The organism is Kordia sp. (assembly GCF_050633145.1).
Classification (GTDB): Bacteria; Bacteroidota; Bacteroidia; order Flavobacteriales; family Flavobacteriaceae; genus Kordia.
This window is the reverse complement of record NZ_JBOEFY010000007.1, coordinates 32,004-50,261: the sequence shown is the minus strand read 5'-3', so window position 1 is coordinate 50,261 and position 18,258 is coordinate 32,004. Positions and strand designations below refer to the sequence as shown.

Sequence of the window (18,258 nt, the reverse complement as noted above, 5' to 3'; positions counted from 1 at the left end):
AATCCTGTACCAATTATTTTGGTAGATAAAAATATCAAACAAATTAAAGATGGCGTTTTAGGTGATATTGCACCTACAATTTTAGAAATGATCGGAATTCCACAACCTGAATTAATGACTCAAAAATCACTTATCTGATGAAAAAAATACTATATCTAGTCGCTGCACTTGCATTTTTTGCTTGCAAAGACGAAAAAAAGACGACTCCAACAGAAGAAAAAAAAGAAGTTACGATTACGAAAGAAGTCATTGACGAAGAAGAAAAAGAATTACCTATTTTGACAGGCGTACAAACTAGAAAAGCCATTTCGGAAGCGCCTTATGATACTTGGTTTGGACCAACATATGCTACCTATCCAGCAGATAAAGAAACGGCAGAAAAAGTACAGCCTTTATTAGCCGATGTTACTGTAAAGGTGTTTATGGGAACTTGGTGTGAAGATAGTCAAAGAGAAGTACCACAATTTTATCGAATTTTAGACGTGATGAAAATCAATGAGAAAAAGGTAGAATTGATTACTGTTGATAGAGATAAAATGACCCCAGAACATTTGGAAGATGGTTTTGATATTACAAACGTTCCAACTTTTATNNTGAGCGTCTCGTGGGCTCGGAGATGTGTATAAGAGACAGTACGTATGCTGAATAAAAGCGTAATTCTTTGTAGCTTTGCAGGCATAAAATAGGAAGTTGAATGGTTATGAAAGAAAGTTTACTAATTGCTGTTGATTTTGATGGCACTGTTGTAGATGACGCGTATCCTAAAATTGGTTCTCCGAAAATCTTTGCGTTTGAAACATTGAAACGCTTAGAACAAGATGGACATCGGTTGATTTTATGGACGTACAGAAGCGGAAGAAAATTGGACGAGGCTGTTGCGTTTTGTAAAGACAACGGAATTGATTTTTACGCAGTTAATAACAGTTATCCAGAAGAAGTTTTTGATGGCAAAATAAGTAGAAAGATCAACGCAGACTATTTTATTGACGATAGAAATATTGGCGGATTTATCGGTTGGGGCGAAGTATACCAATTGCTTACCAACGAATCGCCACAAGTAACATTAAAAAAGAAAAAAGGATTGTTTTCCTTTCTCAAGAAATGATTATACCAAAAACACGAGAAGAAATTGAATTGATGCGAGAAAGTGCATTGATTGTTTCCAAAACTTTAGGAATGATAGCCAGCGAAATTAAACCTGGTGTCACAACCTTGCATTTAGATAAATTGGCTGAAGAATTTATTCGCGATCATGATGCTATTCCTGGTTTTTTAGGATTATATAATTTCCCGAATACGCTATGTATGAGTCCAAATGCACAAGTTGTACATGGAATTCCAAATAGTAGTCCACTAGAAGAAGGTGATATTATTTCGGTAGATTGTGGCGCTATTAAGAATGAGTTTTATGGCGATCATGCGTATACGTTTGCTGTTGGAGAAATTGATCCTGAGACAGAAAAATTATTACAAGTAACCAAAGAATCATTGTACGTTGGTATTCGTGAGTTTAAAGCTGGAAATCGCGTTGGAGATGTTGGCTTCGCTATTCAAAAATATTGTGAAGCACATGGTTATGGTGTAGTGCGCGATTTGGTAGGTCATGGATTAGGAAAAAAGATGCACGAAGATCCAAATATGCCAAATTACGGACGTCGTGGACGTGGAAAAAAATTCATTGAAGGAATGGTGGTTGCCATTGAACCGATGATTAATATGGGCGTAAAAGAGATTAAGTTTTTACGTGATGGATGGACAGTGTTAACGAAAGATGGAAAACCAAGCGCGCATTTTGAACATGATGTTGCTTTAGTAAATGGAAAACCAGAATTGTTATCTACTTTTAAATACGTGCATGAAGCTTTAGGCATTGAAAGTGATGAAGAAGACGAATTTAGACACCCATAAACTTATACAAATACAATTATTTTGAACAAATTACTTCTTAGCAGCCTCTTTATTTTCTTGATTACTTTTTCTGCAAATGCACAAGATGAAGCACAAATAGACTGTTCTGATGTAAAAACTGGCGTGTTTTTTATACCAAGTGATGATGTTGTTTCGTTTTCTACTAAAATAGTTCGTACAGAAAATTTTCAAAGAGAATACCTAAGTGACGGTTCTGAACGAACTTCACGTTTAAAATGGTTAAGCGATTGCTCATATATAATGCTTCCAGATGCAAAGAAAGAAGGAGAAGATCCTAGTGAAAGTCTGATGCGCCAATATGGTGGTATTGAAGTAACGTATGTTAAAAGAAAAGGAGATACTATTTATTTTACTGCAAGACCTCATAAACAGAAAGGTTCATTCGATGATTTGTTTTATATGATTAAAATTGAATAATTTATTTATACTTGAAAAAACTCTTTAAATATATATTAAATACCATTCCAAGACCGCTTTTAATTAAGTTGAGTTATTGGGTTCGTCCGTTGATTACTTTTGCCATGAAAGGTACTAAGTTCACCGATCCTATTGACGGGAAGAGTTTTCGTTCTTTTTTATCGTATGGCTATGCCATAAATCGTGAGAATGCATTGTCGCCAAGTACGTTTTCGTTAGAGCGTCACCGATTGTTATGGCTGTATTTACAGCGTGAAACAGATTTCTTTACCAAACCACAAAAAGTACTACACTTTGCGCCAGAACAAGCTTTTTATAAGCGTTTTCGCAATCAGAAAAACTTAGACTATACTACGACTGATTTGTTTTCGCCTTTAGCAGATGTGAAAGCTGATATTTGCGATTTACCTTTTGAAGATAATTCGTTCGACACCATTTTATGCAATCACGTATTGGAACATATTCCTGATGATACGAAAGCCATGCAAGAGTTGTATCGTGTATTGAAGCCAAATGGCATGGCAATTCTACAGATTCCTCAAGATTTAGAACGTGACGTCACTTTTGAAGATGATTCTATTGTAGATGAAAAAGAACGCACTAAAATATTTGGTCAGTACGATCATGTGCGCGTGTACGGTCTTGATTACTTTGAGAAACTCCGAAGCATCGGATTCACGGTAAAAGAAGAAGCTTATACAACAACATTTTCTAAAGAAGAAATTGAGAAATACTGCTTAATGGATGGTGAAATTATTCCTGTTTGTTTTAAGTAGGTTTTTGGTGTTGGGTATTAGGTCTTCGATTTTGGGGCGCTTTGCTTCTTTGTCTGTTGTCTGTTGTCTGTTGTCTGTTGTCTGTTGTCTGTTAATTTAAATATTATGATTCACAAACGTCATTTCGAGTGTTTTGATGCAATCAAAATGTATCGAGAAATGCTTTAGTCTTCAAAAACAAAAAGACCTCATCATTCGATGAGATCTTTTTCCACTAAAGAAAGTTAATCAGCTTCCTTTTAAAAAACTAGATTCTTTGGTCGGTTGTTTAGTTTTTACTTTTTTGAAATGAACGTATTCATTAATCCATGACTTTAGAAAGCTTCACGGTTTCGCCACACATATCACTTGTGATTTTAAAAATAACGTCTCCCTTTTTACCTTTGTTTGCCCAATGTACCGTTTTACCAACTTTACAAGAAATACTCGTTTTGCTTCCTTTGTTTAAAGAAACGTAACCAGTTCCCGTATAGATGGATACCTTACTTTTTGTATCGTTGATAAGTGAAAAACTACTTCCGTAAATTTCTTTAGTTGTTTCTACTACTGCTTCTGTCGTTTCTGCAATTGGCGAGAATGATAGTGCAGTGAATATACTAATGGCAATGATCATTAATTTCATAAAAGCTTCTATTTTTTGTTTCAGTTGTAAATATATAAGAGTAAGAAAGTTAAACCGCATGTCATTTGCTAAAATGCAGTTCTGAGTTTCTGAAATGTCGATTTGAACAAACGATCGGATTGAGGCTATTTTACAATCCGATCGAATACTATGTAACAATTGCTAAAAGGCTGGGTTATTACTGTTTGATGATTTTTTTTGCACTCAGACTTCCATCTAATAATTTTATCTGTAGCATATAAACGCCCTTTGATAAATTAGAAATATCAATTGCATTAGTGTTAAATCGCCGTACTTCTTTCCCTAATGCATTATATAATACAGCATATTCAATATTTTGATTCGTTTGAATGTTTATATTATTTTTCGCAGGATTAGGATAGATTGACACTTCTTTCAATGCTATCTCTGTATTTGATAGTGTTGCTATATCATTTTTATAAATTTTGGTTACATACATCCCAACACCAGTGGTTTGATATGTATGTATGATATCAATATCTCCATCATTATCAATATCCCCAACTTGTACTTCTGTCCGAAAATCAATTTGTCCAAAAGAATGCCCAGTCATTGGAGAAAATGTTCCTGTTCCTGAATTTAAAAAGATATTCATATCTGGCGTTGCACTTTTACAAGCTCCAACAATATCTAGATCTCCATCATTATCAAAATCTGCAAATTTTACAGTAGAAAAAACAGTGTAATTTGCAGCTGGAACTCCAAAGTAAGAAGAGAAATGTCCGCCTCCATTATTCCGATGAGTTGCCATGACACCTGTAGAACGGTTTGAACCTACTTGAACTACATCCAAATCGCCATCACCATCTACATCACCTAAATCAAAATCGCCAAAAAATGAACCTTCTAAACTGTCTACATTTCCAAATGAAAATGTTCCTGTTCCATTGTTAAAATATTTATGATACACTGCACCACCTGGTCCTTGCCCAATCACTAATAAATCTTGATCTCCATCATTGTCCAAATCAGCAAATTGTGTTTTTCCATCTGTGGCTTGTAATATTCCCGAGAATGATTGTGTGAACGTATAGTTTCCGTCGTATCGCCATATTTTAGCTGAAAACTGAGTAGTCAATCCAGATAATGTCATATCCATATCATTGTCACCGTCTACGTCTCCAAAAGCAAATTGAAGTCTATGAGCTACAATATCAAAGGCACTGGTTATACCTGTTGTTTGATGTTTAGTAAGTACTCCTTGCCCATTATTTTCATAAATATCATATACACGATTGATTGTAGTAGTGCTGGTATTTCTAATTACAAAAATATCTAAATCACCATCTTTTTCTATATCAACAAACCGTAAGTTTTCTATTGGATCGGCTATAAAACCATTTAGTTCTTCTGTATATATTCCTGCGCCATTATTTTTAAACAATCGAGCCGTTGTTACACCTGAAATTCCAATCAAATCTAAATCTCCATCACCATCAATATCACCTAATTGGATAGCTCTTATACCATTTATACCTATCAATGGATTACTTGTTTCTTCAGTAAAACTTTGACTATAAACATTCGTTACTGCGCATAACAATATTCCAAAGATTATTGTTGCTATAGGAGTTTTCATTTGTTCTTATTTTTTAAACGCTAAATATAATTTACGCTGTTAGAGAATATTTTAAAAAGTTTCTGAAAGCCCCTTTTTAGTTTCTAAATATTGAGCTTAGAATAGTTAAACTGTTTATTGTTTTATAAAGTGTTTGATCGTTTCTATTCCTTTTGAGGAAATAATTTTCATCACATATAAACCGTTTGACAACTTTGAAACATCTATCGTTTTTGATTTTGTTTGCAGAAGTTTTTTCCCTAGAATAGAGTAAATTTCGATCTCTGTTACTAGTATTGCTGCTTCTATGTTCAATACATTTTTTGTTGGATTAGGATACACAACAATTTGATTCTCTACATGTGAAATATCTTCAACACTTAATGTGCTTCCGTCATCTACATCTCCGTTCATTGTACTAATTGCGGTTGGACAAAACCCTGCACTTTGCCAATTTCCATAAGTTGTATCTGGCGGATTTGGACTTGAAGCCGTTGTGCTGAAATATAAAACTGCCGTAGTATAGTCTGGTGTATTTACAGGTCCGTCATTGTCCAATTGTATTTCCCATCGATCCAACACATCATTCCAAATAATTCTAATTTCGCAAACTCCCGCAGGACAACTTTGTCCAAAGTTTAATGGTGTACTTTCGTATGTATTTCTAACAACTCCTCCATCTGTATTTGTATCTGTATTCGTTAATACAAAATTTTGCGCACCCAAAACAGTAGGACATCCTTGAAAGGTAATTTGCGCCATCATTACACTTGTAAAAGTCAAGCATAAGAAGAATAGTTTTAATTTCATATACATCAATTTTCAGAATTTGAAAGTACCGCATTGTGTATAGGATATAGCATGCGACTTTCTGAAAAGTGTTTTTGAATTGCTAAATCAAAAAAAATCCTGCAAGCATGATAACTCGCAGGATTTAGACAATCATCGTAAACTATAAATTATTGCTTGATAAAACGTTTGGCTGTTTGCGTTCCTTCTACAGAAGTAATTTTTAAAACATACATTCCTTGTGAAAGGTTTGAAACATCAATTGTTTTTGAATTCGTTTTTACAATTTCTCTTCCTAAGAAATTATAAATAATGACTTCCGAAAAAGTGTTATTAGCCTCTATATTTAATGTATTTTTTGTTGGGTTAGGGTATAGTGTGAAGTTAGGTTTTGTAAATTCTTCAACACTAAGCGTACAATTATCACTATAACTTGCGGCTGCATCTTTAGACCAACCACTATAACCGCTAGGCGGTGTGAATCCTGAATCTATTTGAATACAACTTAAGTTTGGATTGCCATCAAGCGAAACAATAGTCATATTTGCATTGTTTGTATTCGCAATATTTGCACCTGTCAAGTTACAGTTATATGCAGAAATGTAGGTTACATTAGGGTTTTGAGAAAGATCTAAACTACTCAATACTGAATCTTGAGTCCAATAGGTTTCCAATAAAGAGTTTGAAGAAAAGTCTATGCTAGTAATTAGAGTTATTGATGTGTCTAAAAACTTTAATGCGGTATTTTGAGAAATATCTAACGTAGTGATATTATTTCGTCTTACTCCTAAGTTTTCTAAACTTGTATTTGAAGTAACATCAATTACTGTTAGTAGATTTCTTTCTAAATCGACAGTTATTAGATTTATATTTTGAGATAAATCAAGTGTTGTTAATTGGTTTCTGTCTAAGTATAAGGTTTCTAACGCTATATTTTGAGTAATATTTACACTTGCAATATCATTTCCACTCGCTCTAAGTCCTGTAAGATTGATAAACGTTTCTATCCCGGTTAAATCTAGAACACCTCCTGCACTAGTCAAATCTATTTCTCCCATAAAAGCAGCGGCTTCACTAATTTGTATTTCGGTATCTCCGTTTGTATTGATTGCTGAATTATTGACTAAATAGTTTTTGAAATTCGCATCAGGAATAGTTACATTCTGTCCGTTTACATATACTGTTATAATTAGGAATAATAAAGGAAGTAATTTTGTTTTCATATATCAACTTTTATAATTTTAAAGTGTAAAACTACTAGTTGTCGTCAGCTTAAAATTAGCTAGTTTCCGAAAGTGTCTTATCGATTGCTAAATCAAAAAAAAATCCTGCAAGTATGAGAACTCGCAGGATTTATACAATAATGTAAACTATAAATTATTGCTTGATAAAACGTTTGGTGGTTTGTGTTCCTTCTACAGAAGTGATCTTTAAAATATACATTCCTGAAGAAAGATGAGAAGCATCTATTTTTATAGCGGTTGTAGTCATTATTTCTTTTCCTAATAAAGTATAGATGGAAACATTTTTTATGTTTGCATTAGTTTGAATGTTCAAGATGCCAGCTGTTGGATTTGGATAAATTTTTACCGCATCTTCTAAAAGCTGAACATCAGTTGTACTTAAGGTCGAAAAATTAAACGTACTCATTCCTGAAACTGCCGCCGCATTGGGATCGACTACATTTACAAATTGTGCTGATCCGTTATCGATCATATCTGCTTGCATGAACGATTTTAAAGGCGTGACTGTATTTGCTAATGTTGAGTTGTTTTCTAAAATTTTTAATTCTCCGTTTACTGGATTGCTATTTACAGTGAATGTAAACATATCTGAATTTGTTCCTGCTGATGGCGCTGATAATGATACAGGACTTCCTAAAGTTTCTGTAATTAAGTATCCATCAATAGTTGGCTGTGCTACATTAGTTCCATCAAAAAATGTGGCACTTGCAGCTCCTCCTAATGAAGATGTCGTTGCAATGGTTATTCCATCTGGAAGTATTAATGTAAATCCATAACTCTGCACCGAAGTAGCAAAATTAGTAGCACTTGCATTTGGTACTGCCTGCACTGTAAAACTATAGCCTCCATTGTGCTGTAAAGTATACGTATATCCATCTTGCGCATTTACACTATTTGAAAACAACGCAAATAGAATAGTAAGGGATAAAATTGAAGTGATTTTTTTCATAATATAGTTATTAAGCTATTGATTAGTTTTCTGGTAATTGTTCTTGAATTTGATACGTACTAAAGTTTAGGAAATTCCCTGGATGTGCTAGTACATTTTGAAGAATTAAAGGTGTATCTGGTGTAGTTCCTGTGTATTGTGTGTTGCTATCCATATTTACATCTTTAGTATTATAGCCACTTAAACTAAACGTTGGAAAATTAAGAAAGTTTGCTGCATCATTTAATACTTCCGATAAAATACTAGGAGCATCTGGAGTGGTTCCCGAATATTGTACTACAGCATCCCCATTTGCATTTCCTGCCCACATTGCTACTACACCACTTGGCATTCCAAAAGTAGTTTGTGCATCTGTTCCAAAAGTGATTTGATTGTTTGCATCAGTAAAATCTACTACTGTAGTTGTTCCATTCAAATTAAAGGTAGTACTTGTCATAACACCCAAGTGATTTCTATGCTTAACTGCGATATAATAATTGCCTACAGTTTTATTAAAGACTAAAGAAGAAATTCCATCTACATCAACAACATCTCCATCACGTTGCAGCAATGCTGATTGTGAGTCTATAATAGTAGTATTTGTTGTTGCATCTCTTAGCTCTACCCATACCCAATCGACAATAGCATCATTTCCTGTTACTGTAAAGACAGAAGCATTACAAGTTGCTCCATCTGCATAAGGCGATGTTGTTGGTAAGTTATTTCCAACTCTTAAATTGTCATTCATGTTTCCTCCACTAGCACCTAACATTGCGCCTTGTAAATATATTTTTGGACTAACAACTATATTTAAGTTTACATCATATTCAAATGCTCCCATATCTACCGTAGTATCTACTGTACGAGTATTTCCATTTAAATCTTCAACTATAGCAACTGGTAAAGAAGCATTACTTCCTGCGTTTATAGCTGGCGAACTTGCTTGTAAAGTATAATCATTCGTTAAGGCATTCATAAATAATGGATCACTAGCAGCTCCTCCTATCATACCTAGTTCAACAATACTATTGTTTACTACAGAAAACGATGTTGTAATTGCAATAGGAAAACCTGTACCAGATCCATTTCCATAAATAATACTATTTGCAATGGTACTATTTGAAGCCTGAACCATCGTTATAACATTGTCATTAACTCCTACATTATTAGATAATGTTGAGTTGATCATTTCAAATTCTAAAGCAGTATTATTTCCTCCATTGCTAGCACCTAAATATAAACAAGATGAATTGTTAGCAGACGTATTATTGTAAAACAAACTATTTACGATAGATCCTTTTGCATAAAGACCGAACTGTTGAGCTCCCGAAAACAACATTGCCGTTAAGTCTTGAGAATAATTATCCCTAATAATACACGATTCAAAATCTACATCATGAGTTAAGTTTGACACTCCACAAGGTGTAAAAGAGGAATATACAGCAACACTAATACCTGAATTTTTTTCAAGTATACAATTTTTAAATTGAGCTGTTAAGCTACTACCTGAAACATATGGATTCACATAAATTGCGCCTCCTCTTAAATCAAAGGATTGGTCTATTGCTGGAGTTGAACAACTATTGTTTGCAGCTCCGTTTGCATTTCCGCTTGTTATTGTAAAACCGTCGACTACTATATTTTGAGCATTCCCTCTAATTGAGACAACATGATATGAGTTATCTTGCCTTGTTGCTTCTGTATCAAGAATAGTAGCATTATCATCTCCATTTAAATCACCCGATAATATTGTAATATTCGTTTTTGGATTTCTTGCTGTAACAGTCGTTTCTGTTCCGTTAAATCCGCCATAAATATTTGTATCTTCTATAATCGAAAAGGTTGCTTTTCTTGTATTTGTATCAGTAGTACTTGGAATATAAGTACCATCTGCTACCCATATAGGTCTTAAACTGTTTGCTAAAGGAAGCGCATCTTCTAGTTTTGTAAAAGCATTCGCCCAAGAAGAACCATCATTGGTTCCCGATGCGTCTTTATCAACATATAATGTTGGATCTACAGTTGTAAAGGTATATTGTGCAACTCCAGAACCTTGCGAAGAAATACAAGAAGCAACTATAATAATATCATAACTAGTATTAGGAGTTAATCCTGAAATTGTAAAAGGATTACTAACACTATAAATTGCTGTTCCGGAAGAAATTGGTTGACCCGATTCTACATATAAAATATCCCAAACAGATTCATCTCCGCCAGCTGTCCAACTAAGGTCTATTGAGGTAAATGTAGCATTTGTTCCGATAATATTTGATGGAGTACCACTACAATCTAAATTTCCATATTCAAAAGCTCCCATATCAATTGTAGAATTCACATATCGAGCTCTAGCATTTAAATCGTTAATAATAGTACTAGAAATGTAACTGTTCATTCCAGCGTCTATAGCTGGAGATCCCGTTTGTAAAACAAATTGATTCGCAGCTGAATTAGCAAATAGTGGATCTACATTTGTTGCTCCTTGCTGACCGCCTTCTACAATACTATTAGATACTGCAGAACCCGAAGTTGTAATTGTAAAGGGTGTTGTACTTCCATTATCGTAAATGATAGAATTTCTTATTCTACTGTTTGATGCCTGAGCCATTTCAATAACACTTCCATTAACACCTGTATTATTAGCAAAAGTTGAATTAATGACGCTAACATTCATTCCTCCTGTATTTCCTCCATTCGTTGTACTTGCGACTAATGACAAACAAGATGAACCATTTGCAGATGTATTATTATAAAACAAACTGTTCGCTATTGTTCCATAAGCATTATATCCTTGACCTGTAGATCCATGGTATTGAAACGCAGAAGAATTTAAAGAATAATTATTTTTAATTATACAGCTTGTAAAATTCCCTGTAAAGTCTCTATTATGAGTTGCTGCATTTATAGGACCAAAACCTGCAAAAACACTATTGTTTGTTGCTGAATTTTTTTCTAAAATACAATTTTGAATCGTTGCTGTTGTATTTTCTCCTGTTACAACTGGGTTTAAATAAATAGCAGCTCCTTTTGAATCTGAAAATTGCGTAAGAACAGATCCCCAAGTCACTGTACTTCCATTAGCATTTCCTCCAGAAATTGTAAATCCGTCGATTAACACTCCACTAATATTTCTTCTCATACTCACAACATGATACGCGTTGTCTTGTCGAGTAGCTTCCGTATCTGTAATAACATCATTATCATCACCATTTAAATCTCCACTTAGTATTGTAAGGTTTGCTACAACATCTCTTTCAGAAACAGTAGTTTCTGTAGCATTAAAACCTCCATAAACTTTTGTTCCTGTTAATACATTAAAAGTTGCCTTTCTAGAATTTGCATTTGCTGTAGTTGGAACATAAGTTCCTTGCGCTACCCAAACTTGATCATTTCCTGTAGCAATTGCTAAAGCGTCTTCCAATTTTAAAAAAGCATTACTCCAAGTTGTACCATCATTTGCTCCTGAAGCCGCATGATTAACATGAATAATGCTTCCGCTTAATGTGGTAAAATTTGTTGCTAGTGTCCAAGCTGATGGAGTACCGTTACAATTTCCTTGTACATACACATCATAAGATGTATTGGCGTTTAACCCTGTTATCGTTTGTGTATTTCCTGAAATGTTAGTGATATCTATTCCCAGAGAAAAAGGGAATCCAAATTGTACATATCGTACTGTTGTATCTGTTGAAGTAGATGTCCAAGATACTTCTGCAGCATTTGGAGCAATATTATATACAGAAACATTTTCTGGCAAGCAAGCTACCCTATAGTCTCCTTCTATACTTGTAGTTGGAGTACTTGCGTAAGTAGTTAAACTCACAAAAAGTAATATTAAAAATATTTTTGTCTTCATTATTTATAATTTATAGTTTATGAAGTCAAAAGTATTTAGCTATTGGTCTGTATATGATTTTATCTTCTGAAAGTATGTTTTAAACTGCTAAATGTTTTTAGTTTTTTTTAAAAATGATTTTTTATCGGATTTACCAAGAATTCCTTTGTGTTTTTTCTTTCAAAAAACTATCCTATATTTTGAACAATGGCTAAGAATTCTTCTTTTTTGTCTTTGGAAATGGAAACCGTTTCGTTGTTATCCATGATAATGTAACCGCCATCTTTTTTGATGTATTCTTTGATGTATTTGAGGTTGATTAAGTAGGAACGATGCGGTTTGTAAAAGGTGCTTATTTTTTCTAAAAGCGACACAAAATGCTTTAATGGTTTGCTTACTAGAATTTCCGAGTCGTTGATTGTGGTTATTTTTGTATACATTCCATCTGCTTCTAATAAGATGATTTCATTGAAGTCTACAAATTTGAACCCGTCTGAGAATGGCAAACCAATTTTATTGAAGTTTGAAGAAGCCAGGCTTTTTTTGAGTTCTTCTAATTTGATATTGATTTGTGATTTTCCAATATGCTTTAGTGCTTTTTCAACAGCTTCTTGTATTTGTGAAGCCCGTACAGGTTTAAGCAAGTAATCAATAGCAGAAAGTTGAAATGCTTTGATTGCATATTCACTATACGCCGTTGTAAAGATAATTTCAAAATTGAAGTTGTCTTTTTCTATAAAATTTAAGATTTCTAAACCAGAATGTTGTGGCATTTCAATGTCTAAAAATACAATTTGCGGTTGTTCTTTTTTGATGAGTTCAACTCCTGAAAGTAAGTCTTCTGCTTCAAAGATTTCTGTAATTTTAGGACAGTTTTCAGAAATTAAAATACGGAGCAAGTTTCTTGCTTTTCGTTCGTCGTCTATAATGATTACTTTCATGCTTTCTTGTATTGTATGATGTACTAATGATTGTTTTTTTCCATAGGAATCCTAATGACTACTTTGGTTCCACTCGGTGTATTTATTTCGCTTTCATACAAATCTTTAATGGTGATACCAATTTGCTTTTCTCTTCCATAGTTAAGCAAACTTAATCGGTCTTCTATGGCTTTTGTGCTAAAAGGTTTGTATGTTTTATCTTTTCGTTGCTTTAATTCTAATGCTTTTTTTCTTCCAATTCCATTGTCGACAACTTCACAGATTATTGCATTTTCATTATTTGATTTCTTTAAAGTAACAGTTAAAATTCTGTTTTCTTTTTTGTGCAACAAACCATGTTTTAAGGCATTTTCAACATACGGTTGAATCAACATTGTTGGAATTGTAAGTGCTTCGATATCTATATTTTCTTCAATATCAAATGAATATGTTAGCTTGTCTTCAAAACGTAATTCTTCTAGCTCTAGATACATTTTTAAACAATTGATTTCATCTTGTAGAGATATAACTCCTTTATTACTGTGATTAAGATACGTGCGAATTAAATCGGCAAATTTCCCTAAGTAATCACTTGCTAGATTTTTTTTATTGAGGATGATATATTCTTGAATCGAATTCAGCGCATTGAAGATAAAATGCGGATTCATTTGCGAGCGTAAGTTTTCTAGTTTTAAGAATACCAATTCGCGTTCTTGTTCAAGTTTTTCGAGTTCTTTATTTTTTTGTTTGTCTCGCTTTTTAATAATATTTCTATAATATAAAACGATGAATAACAGTATAGACAATACAGAGCCAATAATAAACTCAGGCAGTTTCCAAAAAGGATTTTTGATTGAAATTTTGATCGATGCAATTTCAGATTCACCTGCTAAAGAACTTGAAATAGCTTTTACTTGAAAGGTATAATTCCCGACAGGTAAACTATTGTATTTTACAAAATCAATTCCTTCATCGACAGGAATCCAATCATCATTAAATCCTAACAATCGACTTGTGTACCGAATGTGTTCTTTAGATTTGAAACCATTGGAATTGAAACTTAGTTTAATTGCATTTTGATAATGTGGCAGTATGTATTTTTGTTGAAGCAGTGTGTCTTTTTCATTAATTTCAATACCTGTAAAGTAAATTTTAGGCTTCACCTTTCGTTTGAATACCGTTTCTCGATCAATTGAAAAAACACCACTATTGGTAGCAAATACAACATTTTTTTCAAAAGGAACAATTCCGTTAATTAGATACGTACTTATACCATCACTTTTTGTCAATGTTTTAAACGTATTTGTTTTTGTATTTAACAATTGAATTCCTTTGTTAGTTACAATCCAAAGTTCGTCGTTGTAACTTTCTATTTCTTGTGTAAAGTTAGAAATCAAACCATTTTCAGTGGTATAATTAATAACAATGCTATCATTTTTTATTCCATATATACCATCTTTAAACGTGGAAACCCATATAGTTCCATTATTTGTTTTTTTTATCCCTCTAGCATTGATCCTTTTTCCTTTGTAGCGAATTTTTTTTCCATTAAATTCGGCATCATATTTCATTAAATCATCTACATAAGAAATATAACTGTTTTTACTAATAGTATCATGAAAGCCTAAATATGCTCGTGTATTTCCTATGCGTAATATTTCTTTACCATCTTTTACTTTTACCGCTCCTTGGTAATTTGTATAGAAATACGTGTTTTCGTCTAAGTAAGAGATGCTTCTTACATTACCTAATTCAGCATTGAATTCGTACTTTTTTGTCTTTAAATCATACATAAGCGAACTATTTTGCTGACTTATAAAGAGCAATTGTTTCTTTTCATTAATGGAAGCTGTTTTAACTGTTGTCTTATCAGCTAATTCGATTGGCTCAATCGTATTCGTTTTGATGTTATACAATCCTGCTTTTCCGTTTGCTGTTCCAAAGAAAAATGTATCATCATTTATTTTTTCAACGCTTTTAAAATCTTCAATACCTTTTGGGAAATCGTACGTTTCATTGTTAATGTTAGGAATTACAAATACACCATTACGCAATGTTGTTACCCAATAGTTTTCATTTTTATCGACAACTACTTGCGAAACATATTGATCTTTAAAATACCTGTTTTTATACGTTGCTTTTCCATCTTTAATCGTATACACCCAAAGTCCAGTAGATGAAGAGATTAACATTTCATCATTATGAAAGTTTATAATAACAATATGGCTTTTTTTGAGTTCTTCTTCAAATTCAATTTCTTCGTACTGTCCAGTATTTAAATCAAATAAATTCAAGAATGAATGACTGTTTTGATCGACAAGTTTTAGGTATGTTTTTCCTTTATACCCAAAAATTGCAGATCTTCCAAGGTTTCGTTTTTTTAGATCATCATAAATAGCTTCAGAGGTAATTTCTTTGATAACATTTAGTTCTAAATCGAGTGCAATTATATTTTTCCCTGAGGTGACATATATTTCATTTTTAAACCTATACGGATGCCCCAAAATTTCATCGGTCACTTTTACACGTGCTTCAATTTCTTTCGTTTCTAAAGAAACTTTATAAATTATTTGAGAAGCAAAAACTAGCAAGTGTTTTTCTGTTATTAAAAAACTACCTAATTGCCAACCAATTTCTTTTCCTAAATCGACAAATGTGATGAGTTCGTCATTTTCTGCATAGAAAAATTGTCCTGAAATATTACAACACCAAACTCTTCCTTTATGATCTTCTCTTGGTTCAAAAACCGATAAACCTCTTTTATCTTTGTTAGTGAATAATTTAAATTGATTTCCATCATATCGATAGAATCCTTTATCGGCAGCAAGCCAAATAAAGCCTTTGCTGTCTTCCGTCATATTGTAAAACTCAATATCTGGAAGACCGTCTTTTTCTGAAAATTGAATGTACGGAGGATGCTGTGCATGTGCAATGCAAACCATTAAAAACAGAAATATGTAGTATATCTTTTTTATCAATTCATCAATTTATTATAACTTTTCAAAAGTATCATTTTAAAAGTCATGTTTCTTTTTTTATATCTAAAACACCAATATTAATTTCTAAAACTCAAGAAAACGTATGATTATTGGTAGTTTATCACTTTTAGGTTGCTGAATAATTGAATGAATTGCTCCTTGAAAACGGAATATTAATTGTCACTTTTGTTCCAATTGGTTTTTCAGCTTCATACAAATCTTCAATTTCAACACCAATTGGATTGGCTTTACCATAGTTTAGTAAATCCAATCGTTCTTTCGTCACTTTTGTTCCAAATGACTGATGCATTTTGTTTTTCAGCGCCTTTAGTTCTAATGCTTTTTTTCTTCCTATTCCATTATCTTCTACAACACATATTATGCTATTTTCGTCAAGAGCATTGAAGAGTGCTATTTTTAGTTTTCGATCATTTTTTTTATGTAATAGCCCATGTTTTAGTGCATTTTCAATATAAGGCTGAATCAACATTGTTGGAATATATCTCGTACTTACACATACGTTTTCGGCAACTTCAATAGTATATGTTAGTTTCTCTTCAAATCGTAATTCTTCTAACTCCAAATACATCCCCAAGCATTTAAGTTCTTCTTCTAAAGAAATTAAACCTTTATTACTATTATTTAGGTATGTACGAATTAAATCGGAAAATTTCCCCAAATAATCACTTGCTAAATTTTTCTTATTTAGCACAATATATTCTTGAATAGAATTGAGTGCATTGAATACAAAATGTGGATTCATTTGTGCTTTTAATGCTTTTAATTCTGAGTCTCTATATTTTTTTTCTACCTCAAGTCGTTTTTTAGCTTCTTTAAGCTTCATTAATACAAGTTCTGTATTCTTTTTTGCTTTTGTTTTTTTGAAATAAAATATTGATAAGAGCACTATAAAAACTCCTAATATTAATGCTCCTATAAATCTACTTCGATTTTTCTGATTTTCTAAAGTTGCTATTATCGTTGCTTGTTGTGCAACATCTTTCTCCCTTTTTATTTTTTCAGTTTCATAGAGAGTTTCGTAGTTAGCTATTTCTTTTTGTTTTTCAGTATTTAGAATTGAGTCTTTAATTTTCGCCTGCTTTTTAGCAAAGTCTAATGATTTTTTATAGTCACCTTTGCTTTCATAAAGTGCTGAGAGCATTTCGTAGTTATGCCACAAAGAGTTTATATTATTTCCTTTTTCTAGTAGTTCATTTGATTTAAGTAAAAAATATTCTGCTTCCTTGTACTTTTTCAGTTTTGCTAAGTTGTTTCCAATGTTGTTGTAACTTTTTTGAATTCCAGGTGCGCTTTTTAAAGCAGTATAGTTTTCGAGCGCTTTTTTAAAGTATACATCTGCCAACTCATGATTTTTCTTTTTTTCATATATCGCGCCAATATTGGTATATAAGTTTGCAACGCTTCTTGGTCTTTTTACTAATTCTAAGGCTTTTTTAGCATATTTTAAAGCATCATCTAATCGGTTTTGTTTTGTCTTAACTGCGGTTAAATTTATACAAATACCGCCTAGCATTCTTTTGTTTGCTTTAGTTAGTGAATCACTATATACTTCTTCAAGATATTTTGTTGCATTTTCCCAGTCTTTCATAGCTATGTAAACGCCACCTAAATTTGTTTTAGCTATTAAAAGTTTTCGTTTTCCTTTTGCGCCTTGATTCTCAAAAAAGACAATTACATCATTAAACACATTGATTGATTGCGAGAAATCCCCTTTTGCTTTTAACACATTTGCTTTTGACATTTTAGTAATTAAAACGCCTGTAGTATCGTTGAGTTGTTGATGCATTTTTATAGCATTATTATACTGTACGATTGCAGAGTCTAACTGTCCTTTTTTGCGATAGTAGATTCCAAGTTCTCTTGTTATTCTTGCATTTCGCTTTATATCATTCTCTTGCTTACTTTCGGCTAATCCCTTATTAATGAAATAGTAATGCAATTCAACATTTCTGTTTCTATAATAGTTTAATACTTTATCAAACTGAACTATTCGCGCTGAATCGCTTTCTATTTTAGACAATACATTCTCTATACTATCAATTTCTCGTTGTTGAGAGAATCCTAATTGAGCAAAACATATTATACTATATAATAGTGATTTATAATTCATGTAATTTTTATTAAAACATATAAAGATGATTATTTTATATACAAAAACCGATTACCGATTTCTGAATTCATCATATGGACTTCTGAAATCATTTTAATACTACTTTCAATATT

Annotated in this window: 13 protein-coding genes; 4 read left to right on the top strand and 9 right to left on the bottom strand. The window is 32.6% G+C overall.

Annotation, left to right across the window (positions count from 1 at the left end; genetic code table 11):
• The first annotated feature begins 694 nt into the window (after positions 1-694).
• The 4 genes from ACRBBL_RS05085 to ACRBBL_RS05070 are packed head-to-tail and all read left to right on the top strand — an operon-like array spanning position 695 to position 3,122.
• Entirely contained in the window at positions 695-1,105 is a 411-nt protein-coding gene (locus ACRBBL_RS05085) for a BT0820 family HAD-type phosphatase (protein WP_431367940.1), read from the top strand.
• Positions 1,102-1,908, top strand: coding sequence for a type I methionyl aminopeptidase (gene map, locus ACRBBL_RS05080; protein WP_431367939.1), 807 nt, complete (start codon positions 1,102-1,104; stop codon positions 1,906-1,908). The genes ACRBBL_RS05085 and map overlap by 4 nt, the downstream gene beginning before the upstream one ends.
• A gap of 21 nt (positions 1,909-1,929) precedes the next feature.
• Positions 1,930-2,346: a hypothetical protein gene (locus tag ACRBBL_RS05075; RefSeq protein ID WP_431367938.1), complete on the top strand. Its 417-nt coding sequence runs from the start codon at positions 1,930-1,932 to the stop codon at positions 2,344-2,346.
• Positions 2,347-2,357: 11 nt separating this feature from the next.
• Entirely contained in the window at positions 2,358-3,122 is a 765-nt protein-coding gene (locus ACRBBL_RS05070) for a class I SAM-dependent methyltransferase (protein ID WP_431367937.1), read from the top strand.
• A gap of 301 nt (positions 3,123-3,423) precedes the next feature.
• Here ACRBBL_RS05070 and ACRBBL_RS05065 read toward each other — a convergent pair whose 3' ends face one another.
• The 9 genes from ACRBBL_RS05065 to ACRBBL_RS05025 form a co-directional block, all read right to left on the bottom strand.
• Entirely contained in the window at positions 3,424-3,744 is a 321-nt protein-coding gene (locus tag ACRBBL_RS05065) for a hypothetical protein (protein WP_431367936.1), read from the bottom strand.
• A 178-nt stretch (positions 3,745-3,922) separates the two neighbouring features.
• Positions 3,923-5,344: a T9SS type A sorting domain-containing protein gene (locus ACRBBL_RS05060; protein WP_431367935.1), complete on the bottom strand. Its 1,422-nt coding sequence runs from the start codon at positions 5,342-5,344 to the stop codon at positions 3,923-3,925.
• A 114-nt stretch (positions 5,345-5,458) separates the two neighbouring features.
• A complete protein-coding gene (locus ACRBBL_RS05055; RefSeq protein ID WP_431367934.1) occupies positions 5,459-6,133 on the bottom strand; it encodes a T9SS type A sorting domain-containing protein in 675 nt (224 codons plus the stop codon).
• A 149-nt stretch (positions 6,134-6,282) separates the two neighbouring features.
• The gene (locus ACRBBL_RS05050) at positions 6,283-7,335 is read right to left on the bottom strand and encodes a T9SS type A sorting domain-containing protein (RefSeq protein ID WP_431367933.1); all 1,053 of its coding nucleotides are present in this window, start codon (positions 7,333-7,335) and stop codon (positions 6,283-6,285) included.
• 154 nt (positions 7,336-7,489) lie between these two features.
• A complete protein-coding gene (locus ACRBBL_RS05045; protein ID WP_431367932.1) occupies positions 7,490-8,305 on the bottom strand; it encodes a T9SS type A sorting domain-containing protein in 816 nt (271 codons plus the stop codon).
• A 22-nt stretch (positions 8,306-8,327) separates the two neighbouring features.
• Positions 8,328-12,137: a beta strand repeat-containing protein gene (locus tag ACRBBL_RS05040; RefSeq protein ID WP_431367931.1), complete on the bottom strand. Its 3,810-nt coding sequence runs from the start codon at positions 12,135-12,137 to the stop codon at positions 8,328-8,330.
• Positions 12,138-12,304: 167 nt separating this feature from the next.
• Entirely contained in the window at positions 12,305-13,057 is a 753-nt protein-coding gene (locus ACRBBL_RS05035; RefSeq protein ID WP_431367930.1) for a LytR/AlgR family response regulator transcription factor, read from the bottom strand.
• Between the two features lie 23 nt (positions 13,058-13,080).
• Positions 13,081-16,014 carry a histidine kinase gene (locus ACRBBL_RS05030; protein WP_431367929.1) on the bottom strand — a complete coding sequence of 978 codons (2,934 nt, stop codon included), beginning with the start codon at positions 16,012-16,014 and terminating at the stop codon, positions 13,081-13,083.
• Between the two features lie 127 nt (positions 16,015-16,141).
• The gene (locus tag ACRBBL_RS05025; protein WP_431367928.1) at positions 16,142-18,145 is read right to left on the bottom strand and encodes a tetratricopeptide repeat-containing sensor histidine kinase; all 2,004 of its coding nucleotides are present in this window, start codon (positions 18,143-18,145) and stop codon (positions 16,142-16,144) included.
• Between the last annotated feature and the right edge of the window lie 113 nt (positions 18,146-18,258).

Excerpts from the sequence above, each read along its gene's own strand:
- ACRBBL_RS05085 (WP_431367940.1), top strand. The coding sequence starts at position 695 with ATGGTTATGAAAGAAAGTTTACTAATTGCTGTTGATTTTGATGGCACT.
- map (WP_431367939.1), top strand. The coding sequence starts at position 1,102 with ATGATTATACCAAAAACACGAGAAGAAATTGAATTGATGCGAGAAAGT.
- ACRBBL_RS05065 (WP_431367936.1), bottom strand. The coding sequence starts at position 3,744 with ATGAAATTAATGATCATTGCCATTAGTATATTCACTGCACTATCATTC.
- ACRBBL_RS05060 (WP_431367935.1), bottom strand. The coding sequence starts at position 5,344 with ATGAAAACTCCTATAGCAACAATAATCTTTGGAATATTGTTATGCGCA.
- ACRBBL_RS05055 (WP_431367934.1), bottom strand. The coding sequence starts at position 6,133 with ATGAAATTAAAACTATTCTTCTTATGCTTGACTTTTACAAGTGTAATG.
- ACRBBL_RS05050 (WP_431367933.1), bottom strand. The coding sequence starts at position 7,335 with ATGAAAACAAAATTACTTCCTTTATTATTCCTAATTATAACAGTATAT.
- ACRBBL_RS05045 (WP_431367932.1), bottom strand. The coding sequence starts at position 8,305 with ATGAAAAAAATCACTTCAATTTTATCCCTTACTATTCTATTTGCGTTG.
- ACRBBL_RS05040 (WP_431367931.1), bottom strand. The coding sequence starts at position 12,137 with ATGAAGACAAAAATATTTTTAATATTACTTTTTGTGAGTTTAACTACT.
- ACRBBL_RS05035 (WP_431367930.1), bottom strand. The coding sequence starts at position 13,057 with ATGAAAGTAATCATTATAGACGACGAACGAAAAGCAAGAAACTTGCTC.
- ACRBBL_RS05025 (WP_431367928.1), bottom strand. The coding sequence starts at position 18,145 with ATGAATTATAAATCACTATTATATAGTATAATATGTTTTGCTCAATTA.